This window comes from Microscilla marina ATCC 23134, assembly GCF_000169175.1.
In the GTDB taxonomy this organism is placed as follows: Bacteria; Bacteroidota; Bacteroidia; order Cytophagales; family Microscillaceae; genus Microscilla; species Microscilla marina.
In genome coordinates, this window is sequence record NZ_AAWS01000032.1 from 21,757 (window position 1) to 35,970 (window position 14,214).

Sequence of the window (14,214 nt, forward strand, 5' to 3'; positions counted from 1 at the left end):
ACAGGTCAAAATTTTTGAAGAAGTACATCAGCTAAAGGTGCTGTTTAGTGGAATAGATTGTCTGCTTAATTGTCGTTAGGCTGCAAAAATCATAAAGAATAATGAAAAAATAGTACCAAATATGATATTAATGTTAAAAAAAGGTGATACAGCCATATGTATATAAGATTATTGACACTGTCTTTTTAATAATAAAGAATCAAGTGCCCCATACCACTGATCGTCATTGGGCAACACCCGAACTACAGTAAAATTATTTTCCTGCCCTTCTTTATATACTCTCAATGAGTTGTCTATCAGTGCATCAATACCAAAAGCAGGAGGGTACTTAGAAATATTTTTGGGTATATTTTTCATTCGTTCCTTGTGAATGGCTCCATTTATAATTCCGTTCAGGTGTACGCCATATAGCCAAAACAAGCGGTAAATATACGTATATATCCATACCTCCACTTTTTGTTTTTTGAGTTGTTTATAAAGCCTCTTGAAGTGTAAACGTAAAGGTTCGAAGCCAAGTATGCGTACCAGTGCGGGCGGGGGAAACAATTCAGACACAAAGGCTTGGTCAGGGCTAATTAGAGTATCATCAAGGTCAAATGCTATGCGAAAGGTCATGGTCGCATTTGTTTTACAAACCCATACTCATAGGGAGTTGTGTGGTGTCTCGCAAAACTATAAAAAAACTGCTTTGGGTACACCAAAGCAGTTGTAAAAAAGTGTTGGCTCATCCAGTGCTTATCTAAAAGCTTGGATGCCAGTAATCTCGTGGCCTAAGATCAACAAATGAATATCGTGAGTACCCTCATAAGTTACTACCGATTCAAGGTTCATCATGTGGCGCATGATAGAATATTCCTGAGTAATACCCATTCCCCCCAAAATTTGGCGAGCTTCGCGGGCAGTATGCATGGCAATTTCAATATTGTTACGTTTGGCAAGGGAAACCTGAGCAGTGGTTGCTTTTCCTTCGTTTTTCAATACACCCAGTCGCCAGCTTACTAACTGAGCCTTGGTGATTTCGGTCAGCATTTCGGCAAGCTTTTTCTGAATCAACTGAAAGCCAGCAATGGGTTTGCCAAATTGCTTGCGTTCAAGTGCATAACGACGAGCTGTATCGTAGCAATCCATTGCTACCCCGATAGCCCCCCATGAGATGCCATAACGTGCTGAATCAAGGCAGTTTAAAGGTCCCTTAAGGCCGCTTACCCCAGGTAATACATTTTCTTTGGGTATTTTTACATCATTAAACACTAGTTCGCCAGTAACGCTGGCTCTTAGCGACCACTTGTCGTGAATAGTAGGCGTAGAGAAACCTTCCATACCGCGTTCTACAATCACCCCAAGAATACGACCTTCGTCATTTTTAGCCCACACTACGGCTATATCAGCTTTAGGTGAGTTGGTGATCCACATTTTTGCGCCATTGAGCACATAATGATCCCCTTTGTCTTCCAAACGGCTTTCCATACCGCTTGGGTTTGAGCCGTGGTTAGGTTCAGTCAAACCAAAGCATCCCAGGTACTCGCCAGAAGCAAGTTTAGGCAAATACTTTTTCTTTTGCTCTTCAGAGCCAAATGTATAAATAGGAAACATAACCAAGGAACCCTGCACCGATACTGTTGATCGCATTCCGGAATCTCCACGTTCTATTTCCTGCATCATCAAACCATAAGATATGTAGTCCAAGCCCCCGTTAGGGTTATAGTCGGTAGATACTGTAGGACCAAACAGTCCTAGTTTGCCGAACTCAGGAACCAGGTATTCTGGAAAAATATTTCTTTCTGCACAATCTTCTATAATAGGAGAGATTTCCTTCTTTACAAAATCACGTACACTATTGCGAATAAGAATATGCTCTTCTGTCAATAAATCGTCAATACCATAAAAATCAGGTGATTCGAAAAGGTCTTGTTTAGTCGATTTTTTGATTTCAGCTTCTGTCAGAGTCTGAGTCATAACTAAGTGATGTTTTTGTTAATCGCGTAAAATTAGTAAATCTTATAAAATAAGTAACACTTTCTTTATAATTGTCCACTTTGTTCATCGCTTTTGTTTGTTTATATCCAATTGTTTTTTTCACGATGTCACTCATTCATTTTTAAAAGCACTTTTTGTTATTTTATATTTAAAGTTTTAAAAACTGTAATTACTTTGCCCACAGTTCATAATTAAATTAATTATTCAATGCCATGAAAAAAGAATTTATTAATACAAAGTGCTCTTATCTGTTACTTATTTTTTGTTTGTTTACAGGAGTGACTCAGGCGCAAGTAGGTACAAAAAAAAACAACTTAAAAGAAACCGCTGAACAAGTAGTACAACGTCAACTAGAAGCATACAACGCCAGAAATATAGAGGCATTTATGGCCACCTATAGTGATAGTGTAAAGCTTTATAGATACCCACACCGTTTGATTAGTAAGGGGAAAAAAAGTATGCGTAAGGGGTATGCTCGAATGTTTGAAAAGGTAACCGAGTTGCATTGCAAAATAGTCAAAAGAATAGTGCTAGGCAACAAAGTGATAGATCAGGAGCGCGTGACTGGTTTTCCAGGTTGGAAAAAGAACGGACCATTAGAAGCAGTAGCAGTATACACTGTAAAAAATGGACTGATAGATTCAGTAACCTTTATTAGAGGGAAATAACTATGCTAGTAACATAAAGCTATTAGTTACAAGCGACAAGTATCAGTAAGTGGGTGCACATTATGTGTAGTTTTTATTACTTGTCGCCTGTAGCTATTTAAGTTACCCCTGAGTGTGTTGTTTTATATACACATCTTGTTGTGGGAAAGGAATCTCAATGTCGTGCTGATCAAGGGTTAACTTGGCCTTTTCTGTCACATCAAAAAACACTGTCCAGTAATCTTCAGGTTTGCACCAGGGTCTGATAGTCAGATTTACCGAGCTATCGGCAAGCGCAATCACTGATACACTCGGTGCAGGTTCTTTCATTACCAGCGTTTCTTTTTCAAGCATTTCCTCCAGCACTTTTTTGGCTTTTCTCAGGTCAGCACCATACGCTACACCAGCCACTACTTCAACCCTTATTTTGCCATTTTCACTATGATTAGTAATGGCTCCATTGGTTACATTTGAATTAGGTAAAATCACCGATTTGCCCTCAAGTGTAGTAATGACAGTATAGAATATAAGTATTTTTTGAACTTCCCCAAAATGCCCTTGAGTTTCTATCAAGTCGCCCACTTTGAAAGGCTTAAAAACAAGGATAAGTACCCCCCCAGCAAAGTTTGATAAACTACCTTGTAAGGCTAAACCTACCGCAAGACCTGCTGCACCAAGTATGGCCACAAACGAGGTAGTTTCGATGCCCACCATAGAAGCAACACTGACAATGAGTAGTGCATTGAGCCCTACATTGATCAAGCTTTTGAGGAAAGAACTGAGTGACTGCTCTATGTTGCTCTTGGCCATGGCATTGGTAGCAACTTTGAGTAGTTTTTTGATGATCCACCGCCCAACGATAAAAGTAATGATAGCAAGTAGCACTTTGGGACCATAAGTAATCACCTGAGTAGTGATCATATCTGCGATTTTGTCAATATTAAATATTTTAGCAAACAGCATGTAAGGTAATGTTTAGGTATAATACATAGTCGTAATGTTGTGGTTATTTTGGTCGCGTTTTTTGAGAAGAAATACGGCCAAGTATCGCCAAACCATCACAGTTTTAAGGTTGCCAACTAGCAAAAAAACTGTTGTATAGTTAAATATTTTTGGTCAAATCAAAAAGTAGCTTAGCAACTTTTTGAAAAAAAAGTCGTAGTATTGAATATAATAATGATATTAAAATGATATCAATTAATTTAATAAGTGATATTATTGTGACTCTTTATTTTATATAATAAGATTCCTGTTATTTTTTAAACTTTTAGTACAATGAAAAACAAAGAAAAAAGTTATAGCCCACTCTCTGGCTATCTTATGTTATTGTTGTTGGTAGGCTTACTTGCCGGAAGCGCTCTGGCAGCCAAAACGACTGCAACCCCTGGTTTTTTTATAGCAGGAGGAATACTGTCAGTATTACTTAGTCCTGGCTTTTTTGTGGTAAACCCCAATGGTTCTAAAGTGTTGGTATTATTTGGCGCCTATAAAGGCACAGTCAAACGAAATGGATTTTTTTGGGTAAACCCTTTACTTTCTAAACAACCCATTTCGTTACGGGCAAGAAACTTTGACAGTGAAAGAGTGAAAGTAAACGACAAAATAGGTAATCCTATCATGATCAGTGTGATTTTGGTTTGGCGGGTAAAAAACACTTATCAGGCAGCGTTTGAGGTAAACCGTTACGAAGAGTTTGTAAGAGTGCAAAGCGACGCAGCAGTGCGTAAAATGGCTGGAATGTATCCTTATGACAACTTTGATGAACACCAATCAGAAGTGACCTTGCGTTCGGGGGTAACTGAGGTAAACCAAGCTTTAGAGCAAGAGTTAGGCGATAGGTTGGGTATTGCAGGCATAGAAGTAATAGAAGCCCGGATAGGTTATTTGGCGTATGCCACCGAAATAGCCAGTGCTATGTTGCGTCGTCAACAAGCTACTGCAATTGTGGCTGCCCGCCAAAAAATTGTAGAAGGAGCAGTAGGAATGGTAGAAATGGCGCTGGAAGAGTTATCAAAGAAAAATATTATTCATTTAGACGAAGAAAAGAAAGCGGCAATGGTGAGTAACCTCATGGTAGTGCTTTGCTCAGAAAAAGATACCAGCCCAGTCATCAATACTGGAACCTTGAACCAATAATTTAGCATAAGTTGTGAGTGGCAAGTAACTATATCTAAACAAGTAGGTATAGTTGGCATACTATGAAGTTTGTAGCACCAGTATACATCGATATTTAAGACTTGCTGCCTATAATTCACAACTTACGTTATTTAACAAAGAGTTGGTGTGGCTGATTGGATAACTACCAATGCATTTTTACCTTTGTGAAAAAAAAGCACCAATAAAAAACGAAATACCTGGTTTACCTATACTTGTAGTTTCTCATTCACTGCACCAACAGGTATGGGTACCTAAAGGCTTGCTGCTATTTATATCTCTTTAAAACTATGACAAGATGGCGAAAAAAAAAGCATTTGCTTTAAGGTTGGATGAAGACATGATGGCTGCAGTAGAAAAATGGGCAGCCGATGAATTCAGAAGTACCAATGGACAACTGGAATGGATTATTCATCAAGCATTAAAAAAATCGGGAAGACTTAAAGTTCCCAAAAAAACTGAAAATGAAGACGAGAAGGGGACAGAGTAGTTTTTATTGAAAAAATATTAAGCAAATACTTGTGCCTAAAAAAAAAGTGCTTACATTTGCAACCCATTCGCGGATATGGCGGAATTGGTAGACGCACTAGACTTAGGATCTAGCGCCGCAAGGCGTGGGGGTTCGACTCCCTCTATCCGCACTTAATTTTACCCTTAACAATTTATTTTGTTAAGGGTTTTTTTGTATTTTTGTTGAAAACAAAAACCACAATTTTGGTAATAGAAACCCTGAAACAAACATTTTTGAAAAAACGAGATTTTTTTTTCTGATTTCTTGTAGATAAAAAAAACGTTTGTAACTTTGCACTCGCAAATCGCGGATATGGCGGAATTGGTAGACGCACTAGACTTAGGATCTAGCGCCGCAAGGCGTGGGGGTTCGACTCCCTCTATCCGCACTCGGTTTTTATTTATCTAAGCCCCCAACAAACAAACTTGTTGGGGGTTTTAGTATTTTTAAATTATTAGTCAATCACCCAAACCGTAAGTAGTCCATTGGATATAGTATTAGACAAAAAAGACGCTACTAACGCTTCCATCAAAATCAAGGTAAGCGAAGCTGATTACAAGCAACAGTTTAACAGTAAACTGAAAGAGTACGGCAAAAAAGTACAGCTCAAAGGGTTTCGCCCAGGGAAAGTGCCTGCTGGTGTCATCAAAAAAATGTACGGAAAAGGTATTCTTGTCGAAGAAATCAACCACTTGTTGTCTTCTTCACTGAGCAGCTATATTGTTGACAACAAACTTCCACTGGTAGGGCAACCAATACCAGAAGAGCAAGAAAGCGAAAACACCATCGATTGGGACAACCAAAAAGATTTTGAGTTTTCTTACCGTGTAGGTTTAGCTGGTGAGTATGAGTACAACCTTGAGAATGTCACAGTAACCTCATACAATGTAACAGTAGCTGACGAAGACGTACAGGAAGTAATAGAAAACATTCGTAAGCAACAAGGTAAATCTGAAAACCCAGAAGAGGTAGCCGCTGGCGATATGATCTTTGGTAAACTTGAGCAAGTATTGACCAAAAAAGCTAAAGACGAAGGGGAGACTGCTTACGAGAAAGATGTATTGATTGATACAGAAAAAGTAGTAGAAGCTGAGGTTGAAAAAATTGTAGGCCTGGAAAAAGAAGCACACTTCGATTTCACTATCCGCAAGTTTTTCAAGGACGGCGCCGAAACCATTAAAGAAATTACCGGACTTTCGCTTGAAGAAGCCAAACAACTCAAAGGAAAGTACCGTTTTACTATAGAGAACATTACCCGCCAGGCAGAAGCAGAGCTTAACCAAGATTTATTTGATAACATCTTTGGACCTGACACTGTAAACGGAGAGGAAGAGTTTGTAGCAAAAGTGAAGGAATCTATTGCCGAAAACTTTGAAAAAGACACCAACCTTTTCTTGCAAAATACCATCAGAGACAAAGTGCTTGAAAGTGTAGACATTGCGCTTCCAGACGAGTTTTTGAAAGATTGGTTGTACGAAAGCAACGAAGGTAAGTTTTCTAAGAGCCAGATTGAAGAGGAGTACGAAAAATACGCAAATGAGCGCCGTTGGTCTTTGATTGTAGGGCGCATTGCCGAAGAAAACGATTTCAAAGTAGAAGATGATGAAATTCTTGGGCAAGCCAAGAACTTTGTTCGTTCTCAGATTGGTGGGGCGATGGCTATGTCTCCACAAATAGAAGATATGATTGACTCTTTGGCAGAACGTTACCTCAACGAAGACAATGGTCGTATGGTAGAGCAGTTTGAGAGCCAGGTAATGTATGACAAAGTACTTGATTTTGTCAAAGGCAAAGTAAATATTGAGACAAAAGATGTGAGCAAAAGCGAGTTTGAAAAAATCGTGACAGCATAAAAGCACATACTTACATATAAAATATGACAAAAAGTCCTTTTTTGAACAAAGGACTTTTTTTTGTTATTTAGCTCCCAAACAAAAATAAATAACACAATGGAGAGTATATATAAAGATACTTTTTACAGTGGATTGAACCAGGATGAGTTTAGGAACTATGCTGTAAAGCATCGTGGGCTGAGCGGGTCAATGATAGATAGCTATCTGAGACAATACCAGACCCCTTACAACATGACACCTAATATTATTGAGGAACGCCCTGTAAACTTCCGGCCAATCGATGTGTTTTCGCGTTTGATTTCCGACCGGATTATTTTTCTCGGAACCGCCGTTGACGATAATGTAGCCAATGTAATAACTGCCCAACTATTGTTTTTAGAATCAGTAGATGCCAAGAAAGATATATTGCTGTACATCAATAGCCCCGGAGGTTCGGTATATGCCGGGCTGGGTATTTATGACACTATGCAGTATGTAGGACCTGATATTGCCACTATTTGTACAGGTATGGCAGCATCGTTTGGGGCTGTATTGCTTACGGGTGGTGCACCTGGTAAGAGGTCAGCGCTAGAGCACGCCAGAATTATGATTCACCAACCACACGGTGGCGCGCAGGGACAAGCTTCTGATATTGAAATTACTGCCAAGCAGTATGTTCTTTTAAAGCGTGAGTTAAATGAGATCATTGCCAAACATTGTGGTAAAACGCCTGAGCAATTAGAAGCCGATGGCGACCGCGATTTTTGGCTTAAGGCTGACGCTGCTAAAGAGTATGGCTTGATTGACGAGGTACTTGTTCGTAGCAGCAAAACCGACTAAAAAAACAAATTTGTATTAAATATTTATCTACACTTGTAGCCTGTTGCTCATGACTTGTGGCTACTTCATAAACTTTTAGTACAACCACCTTTTAACAAGAAACCCAACAATGTTAAACAAAGACGAATTTAGAAAATACGCTGTCAAAGGTCAAGGATTAAATGGTTTGGCGGTTGATCAATACTTAAACCATATCGAAGGAGTTGCCCACGCACAGGTAAACAATATGACCCGTACTGTAATTGAGGAAAGACCTACCAATTTCCGTGAAATTGACGTGTTTTCGCGCTTGATTATGGATCGTATTATTTTTCTGGGAATGGGTATCGACGATTTGGTGGCAAATGTGGTAACTGCCCAGTTGTTGTTTTTGGAGTCGGTTGACTCTAAAAAAGACATTTTGGTATATATCAATAGTCCTGGAGGCTCGGTATATGCTGGTTTGGGTATTTATGATACTATGCAATATGTAAACCCTGATGTGGTAACGATTTGTACCGGATTGGCTGCTTCTATGGGAGCTGTATTGCTTGCGGGTGGAGCCGAAAACAAACGTTCTGCGCTTGAGCACTCACGTGTAATGATTCACCAACCTTTGGGTGGTGCACAGGGGCAAGCTTCTGACATTGAGATTACTGCCAAGCAAATACTTATTCTGAAACATGAATTGTATGAAATATTGGCAAAACACTCTGGCAAAGCTATAGAAGACATCGAGAAACACGCCGATCGCGATTACTGGATGAAATCAGATGCCGCTAAAGAGTATGGCTTGATTGACGAGGTATTGGTGAAAAACCAAGGCTAAGTTTAAATTGCCGGGTAGCCCAAAGACTTCAAAGCCTTTGGGCTATTTTGTTACTTTTCTTCTTTTTTTAGGATATTTTTCAGGCTATTTGTTGTATTTTTTTGATAGTAATTTGTTAGGAGATTCTTGAGAAGTTAGAAAAAAAACTGTATTATTGGTGTCTTTTATAAAATACGCGCTAATTAGTTTGAACTTTTCTGATTTTATAAAGATTAACCTTTTACAAATCATTATATTTGTAATGGAGTGATTTGAAAGCATTAAATGATTCCTAATTGGTTATTTATCTTAATACAACTTACAACTTTCTTGTAGAATTTTATGGAACAAGTTTGTTCTTTTTGTGGGAAACGAAAACATGAAGTTTCTCTATTAGTTTCAGGTATTGACGCACACATCTGCGACAACTGCATTAGAGAAGCATATCAAATTTGGCTGGAAGAATCTGGTGTCCAGAAAGACAACACTCCACCCAAGTTTCATCTGATTAAACCACGCCAGATGAAAGAATTTATCGACCAGTTTGTAGTAGGGCAGGATCAAGCCAAAAAGGTGATGACAGTAGCTGTGTACAATCACTATAAGCGATTGATGCAAAAGCAACAATCTGATAATACAGATGATGTTGTCATTGAAAAATCAAACATTATAATGGTAGGACAAACCGGTACCGGAAAAACCTACCTTGCCAAAACACTCGCCAAGATATTACAAGTACCTTTCTGTATAGCTGATGCTACCGTACTTACCGAAGCAGGTTATGTAGGCGAAGACATAGAAAATGTACTTACCCGTCTTTTACAAGCTGCCGATTACAATGTAGAAGCTGCCGAAAGAGGCATTGTTTATATAGATGAAATTGATAAAATTGCCCGTAAGTCTGACAACCCCTCTATTACCCGTGATGTAAGCGGAGAAGGTGTACAGCAAGGGTTGTTGAAAATGCTTGAAGGTTCAGAAGTAAATGTACCCCCACAAGGTGGTCGCAAGCACCCTGAGCAAAAGCTGATTACTATCAATACTGAAAATATCTTGTTTATTTGTGGAGGTGCATTTGACGGCATCGATCGAATGATTGCCAGCCGTTTGAAAACCCGCCCGATTGGGTTTGCTGGTGAAGATGACCAAGATGACATAGACCGTGATAACTTGTTGCAATATGTAGCATCGCAGGACTTAAAAACTTTTGGGTTGATTCCTGAGTTAATAGGTCGTTTGCCAGTAGTTACTTATTTGCCACCATTGACCCACGAAACCATTCGCAAGATATTGACCGAGCCTAAAAATGCTTTGGTAAAACAATATCAAAAATTGTTTGCGATGGAAAACATAGACCTTACCTTTAGTGATGGTGCGCTAAACTACATTGTAGACAAAGCAATGGAGAGTAAGCTAGGTGCCAGAGGTTTGCGTTCTATTTGTGAAGCCATTATGACTGATGCTATGTTTGAGGTAACCTCAGATTCAGAGCACAGCGAGTTGATCATAGATGAAACGTATGCCCGCGAAAAATTCGAAAAATCTAAGTTGAGTCGTTTGAAAGCTGCTTAAGCTATCAAGCTCAATTTTTATCATATAAAACCACTATTCTGCTAGAGCAGGGTAGTGGTTTTTTTTGCAATAGGAAATAAAGGGGGGTTGTATGTGTATAAAGTAGGGTACCTCTGCGTTTACATCATCATAGTTTTAGAAATGCCACAATGGAGCTTACTTCTATACTATCTTTAATCCAATAAGTAAAATATCATCTCGTTGTTCTGTTCCTACCATGTGTTCTTGTAAAGCCTTTTCCAGTGCTTTTTTTTGTTGGTACATGGGAACCGACTTATTTTCATGGAGTATCTTACAAAGCCTTTTTCGGCTAAATTTTTTTCTTTTTACATTATTTTGATCTGTAAACCCATCAGATCCAATATATAGTAAAGTGTTTTTTGTACATATAACCTCATGTGTTTTTATTTGACGATTATCTTCGTATAAAACACCAATAGAAACAGCACATCCTTTAATAGTTTTGAGCTCATTGTCAGAAGGTTCTATATACCACAATGGTCTTTTTGCACCAGCAAAAGTCACTTTAGTTTGATTATTTACTGCAGGTTCTAAACACATAACTGCGGCATCCATTCCATTTCTATCGCCTGTTTGTTCTTGCCTAAGGGCTTTTTGCACTTCTACTCGTAGTTGATTGAGTATACCTGATGGAGTAGTAATTTTTTTGGCTTGTACAATTTCATTCAGCAAGGTTACACCAACCAAACTCATAAAAGCACCTGGAACACCGTGACCAGTACAGTCAAATGCTCCTAATATGATTTTTTCACCCGTTTTTTCAAGCCAATAAAAATCTCCAGAAACAATATCTTTTGGCTGATATATCACAAAGTGTTCTTGCAATGTTTGTTGCATACGCTCCTTGAATGGTAACATAGCTTCTTGGATAAGTTTTGCCGCTTGTATGCTTTGGTTTATGTGCAGGTTTTTTTTGTTGAGCAATTTATTTTGGTCTTCTATAGCATCTCGTTGAGTCAATATTTCCTCTTGCTGCATGTGTAGTTCTTCATTGAAGTATTTTAATTTTTTATTTACATCATTTAGTTTTCTGTTATTTTTTCGTTTTTCCCAATAAAAAAATGACATAATAGCCACCAGTACAAACGCCAATGTTAATCCAAGATAGGTGTCTCGTTGTATAAGTTTATGTCGTTTTTTTTCTTCTTCAAAGACCAATCGCTCATTTTCTTGTGCACGGTTCAGCGAATCTTCTTTTTTTCCAAATGTATAGGATGCTTCAATCTGAGCCATTTTTTTAGCATTATTTTTATTAAACAAGCTGTCTGATATATACTTAAGCAGCACCTGTTTGTTGTAAGCCTTCTCGAATTGTTTCGTATCGTGGTAGGTCAGCGCCAAGTATTTGGCTGCATTTTGCATAACAATGGGATTTTTTGATTTTTTTGCCAGCTTCAAACCTTGTTTTAAAAGTACAGCAGCTTTAGTGTATTTTTTGAGGTAGTAATAGATACTGCCAAGCATAACATAGGTTTGGGGCAGGTAAGAGCGCATAGATTTTTTCTGTACTATTTGATTGGCTTGTTGAATTTCATACAGGGCTTTTTTGTATTTGCCAAGTTTTAGATAAGCCTTTCCTATGCTGAGGTAACTTTCTACCAACCCAACAGCTTCGTCAATCTTCAGAAGTATTTTTTTTGATTTTTCGTAACAATCTATTCCTTTTTGGTAATGTTTCTGTCCCACATAGGCATTGCCAAGGTGAATGTATACAGATGCTTTGTTGGAAGAATCTCCTGTTTGCCTGGCAATGACCAAAGCCTTTTTTAGGAATGGAATAGCTTGTGAAAAGCGTTTCATAGTGATATGTAAAGTAGCGATACGGTGGTAGCAAAAACCAATGAGTTTTGTGTTTTTCATTTCCTCGCTTACTTTCAAGGATTTGTGAAAGTATTCTAGAGCTTTTGGATAGTTTCCTTGTTTCTCATAGACTGTACCTAGTATACCACGATAAATGATTGCAACGCCTTCTTTATCGTCTATTTGTTGTCGGATTTTTAGTGACTTTTTTCCAAATTTAATCATACCCGCATAATCGTCTCTGTGCCAACTTAGCGCAGATAGTAAGTTATATGCATTTCCTTGTCCTTTGAGGTAGGCTATTTTTTTAGATAATTGAAGCATCTTTCGGGCTATAAAAAAGGCTTTATCATATTTTGTTTGAATCATTTTTATTACTCCAAGGTGGTAATAAGCGTCACAAGTACCAATTGGGTAATTTATTTTTCCAGATAGGGTAAGCATTTTCTTAGAGTATTGTATAGCTTTTGTATGGTCTTGCCTACGATAGTGCCAAGCGATTTGATTGTAAACCTCAACTCGTTCTTTTTCTGATATATAGGTAGATAATATTTGTTTTAATGAATCAATAAATGCCTGATTTTGTGCTATAGTTTTTTTGCTTATGAGTATGCCAAGTAATAAAAATACTATAGTAGTATATGTTATTTTTATATACATTGTGTTGTGAATGAAGTTGCTAAAAGAGAGTGTTTAAATATCCAAGCACAATTTCAAGAGACTTGTATAGTAATTTTATCAATACTTTATTCAAATAGCAATAAAAAGAGGTGGACAAAGAATGGACAACTTATATGATGTAAGCTAGGGCAATATTGTTTGGGCTTTCAAAACTTAAATCAGAAGGTTAGAGGCAAACTTGTAACTTGCTTTTACACGAAAGCTTAGACCTCTCGTGTAAAAACCATAAGATAGGTTTTAACTATTAATCGTTTACTTTCCTTGTTTTTTTGCTGCGTAAGAACAGCTACCAACTGTTCACTATTTTTAAGGTTTAATTTGCCGCTTCGCTCAAACTTAAACCAAACGGGTGAGAATAAAGAGATAATAAGTGGTAGGGTGTAGTATAATATGTTTACTTATTAAGAAATAGTAGTGAACTTAATAAGTGCAGCGAATTGATTATGACTGTTCTTTAATGAAACTAATGGTGATGGGTTAACTTTAGACTTTGCCAAACTTTCTTAAAAAAAATAATTTAAATCTGCCCTCCAGTTTTCATTGCTCACCCCCAATTTTTTGCTCACCTTTGAGTAAAATAAGTTTGAAACTAGATAGTGTTTACCCAACAACTTTTAACTACGCTTTTTGTAAGTTGCTAAAAATCAATGTGATAGAAAAAGTGTAGTTACCTGTGGAACAGGGTTTAGCACCGATATTCATCGGTATCTAAGGACTTGCGACTTGTCGCTTGAAGCTTGCCCCTGCAGGCGCTATGGACTACTGATTAAACACTATCAACTACTTACTAACTCATCATGCAAATACATTTCTCTATCAAACGATTGGGCAAGAAACGCCCCTTTATTCAGCGCAAAGCTATAGACATAGAGGGCACCTATCACCAACCTTATGCCTTACAAACCATCCTCAGCCAAATAGTTGCTCAACAGGTAGCAACGTTTAACCAACACCGTGAAGAAAAATCATTGTTTACTTTCTTAAAAGAAGATGCCATTGCCGAAGAAGCACAAACAGGTAGGGTAAAGTTTGGGGCAATCTACAACGCTGACCAAGCACAACTCGACAAGGCTATAGAAACGGTGGTGCTTGCCTTTGAAGATGGACTCATTGCGGTATTTGTCGATGACGACCAAGTAGAAGATTTAAGCCAAGTAGTTACGGTTACCCCTGACACGGTGTTTACTTTTGTACGCCTTACTTTTTTGGCAGGCAGAAGTTGGTAAATAGTCGGGAGCTTCTACAGCCTTAATGGCTTTGTTAAAGAAACAGCATTGGACTTCCATCTACCGACTTTATAAACCATTAAAAATCAATGCATTATAAAATCGGTAAGTTGCTTGTAGAGCAGCCTCAAACTTGAAGCACCGATATACATCGGTATCTAAGGAC

12 protein-coding genes and 2 tRNA genes are annotated in these 14,214 nt (G+C 38.1%); 10 read left to right on the top strand and 4 right to left on the bottom strand.

Annotation, left to right across the window (positions count from 1 at the left end; all coding sequences use genetic code 11):
* Positions 1–168: 168 nt before the first annotated feature.
* On the bottom strand, positions 169–615 hold the full coding sequence (locus tag M23134_RS24355; RefSeq protein WP_002700566.1) for a hypothetical protein: 447 nt from the start codon (positions 613–615) through the stop codon (positions 169–171).
* Between the two features lie 120 nt (positions 616–735).
* The gene (locus M23134_RS24360) at positions 736–1,956 is read right to left on the bottom strand and encodes an acyl-CoA dehydrogenase family protein (RefSeq protein ID WP_002700569.1); all 1,221 of its coding nucleotides are present in this window, start codon (positions 1,954–1,956) and stop codon (positions 736–738) included.
* A 233-nt stretch (positions 1,957–2,189) separates the two neighbouring features.
* Between M23134_RS24360 and M23134_RS24365 the strand changes: the two genes are divergently transcribed.
* Positions 2,190–2,645, top strand: coding sequence for a nuclear transport factor 2 family protein (locus M23134_RS24365; protein WP_002700571.1), 456 nt, complete (start codon positions 2,190–2,192; stop codon positions 2,643–2,645).
* Between the two features lie 102 nt (positions 2,646–2,747).
* Here M23134_RS24365 and M23134_RS24370 read toward each other — a convergent pair whose 3' ends face one another.
* A complete protein-coding gene (locus M23134_RS24370; RefSeq protein ID WP_002700573.1) occupies positions 2,748–3,587 on the bottom strand; it encodes a mechanosensitive ion channel family protein in 840 nt (279 codons plus the stop codon).
* A gap of 312 nt (positions 3,588–3,899) precedes the next feature.
* On the opposite strand from M23134_RS24370, the gene M23134_RS24375 reads away from it, so the two are divergent.
* The 8 genes from M23134_RS24375 to clpX all read left to right on the top strand — a co-directional run bounded on the left by M23134_RS24375 (position 3,900) and on the right by clpX (position 10,320).
* On the top strand, positions 3,900–4,760 hold the full coding sequence (locus tag M23134_RS24375; protein ID WP_002700575.1) for an SPFH domain-containing protein: 861 nt from the start codon (positions 3,900–3,902) through the stop codon (positions 4,758–4,760).
* A gap of 316 nt (positions 4,761–5,076) precedes the next feature.
* Complete coding sequence (locus M23134_RS24380) at positions 5,077–5,268, top strand: Arc family DNA-binding protein (RefSeq protein ID WP_002700582.1); 192 nt, start codon at positions 5,077–5,079, stop codon at positions 5,266–5,268.
* A gap of 69 nt (positions 5,269–5,337) precedes the next feature.
* Positions 5,338–5,419 (top strand) — tRNA-Leu (locus M23134_RS24385).
* Between the two features lie 176 nt (positions 5,420–5,595).
* A tRNA-Leu gene (locus M23134_RS24390) sits at positions 5,596–5,677 on the top strand.
* A gap of 97 nt (positions 5,678–5,774) precedes the next feature.
* Positions 5,775–7,142 (top strand): trigger factor, encoded by a 1,368-nt coding sequence (gene tig, locus M23134_RS24395; protein ID WP_002700585.1) that lies wholly within the window; start codon positions 5,775–5,777, stop codon positions 7,140–7,142.
* 96 nt (positions 7,143–7,238) lie between these two features.
* Positions 7,239–7,961, top strand: a complete 723-nt coding sequence (locus tag M23134_RS24400; protein WP_045114255.1) for a ClpP family protease — start codon at positions 7,239–7,241, stop codon at positions 7,959–7,961.
* 109 nt (positions 7,962–8,070) lie between these two features.
* Complete coding sequence (locus M23134_RS24405) at positions 8,071–8,769, top strand: ClpP family protease (RefSeq protein ID WP_002700589.1); 699 nt, start codon at positions 8,071–8,073, stop codon at positions 8,767–8,769.
* Between the two features lie 321 nt (positions 8,770–9,090).
* Positions 9,091–10,320: an ATP-dependent Clp protease ATP-binding subunit ClpX gene (gene clpX, locus M23134_RS24410; protein ID WP_002700593.1), complete on the top strand. Its 1,230-nt coding sequence runs from the start codon at positions 9,091–9,093 to the stop codon at positions 10,318–10,320.
* Positions 10,321–10,482: 162 nt separating this feature from the next.
* Here the strand turns inward: clpX and M23134_RS24415 are convergent, their stop codons facing one another.
* Positions 10,483–12,801, bottom strand: a complete 2,319-nt coding sequence (locus M23134_RS24415; protein ID WP_002700595.1) for a tetratricopeptide repeat protein — start codon at positions 12,799–12,801, stop codon at positions 10,483–10,485.
* Positions 12,802–13,619: 818 nt separating this feature from the next.
* On the opposite strand from M23134_RS24415, the gene M23134_RS24420 reads away from it, so the two are divergent.
* Complete coding sequence (locus M23134_RS24420; protein ID WP_002700597.1) at positions 13,620–14,048, top strand: hypothetical protein; 429 nt, start codon at positions 13,620–13,622, stop codon at positions 14,046–14,048.
* Positions 14,049–14,214: the final 166 nt, after the last annotated feature.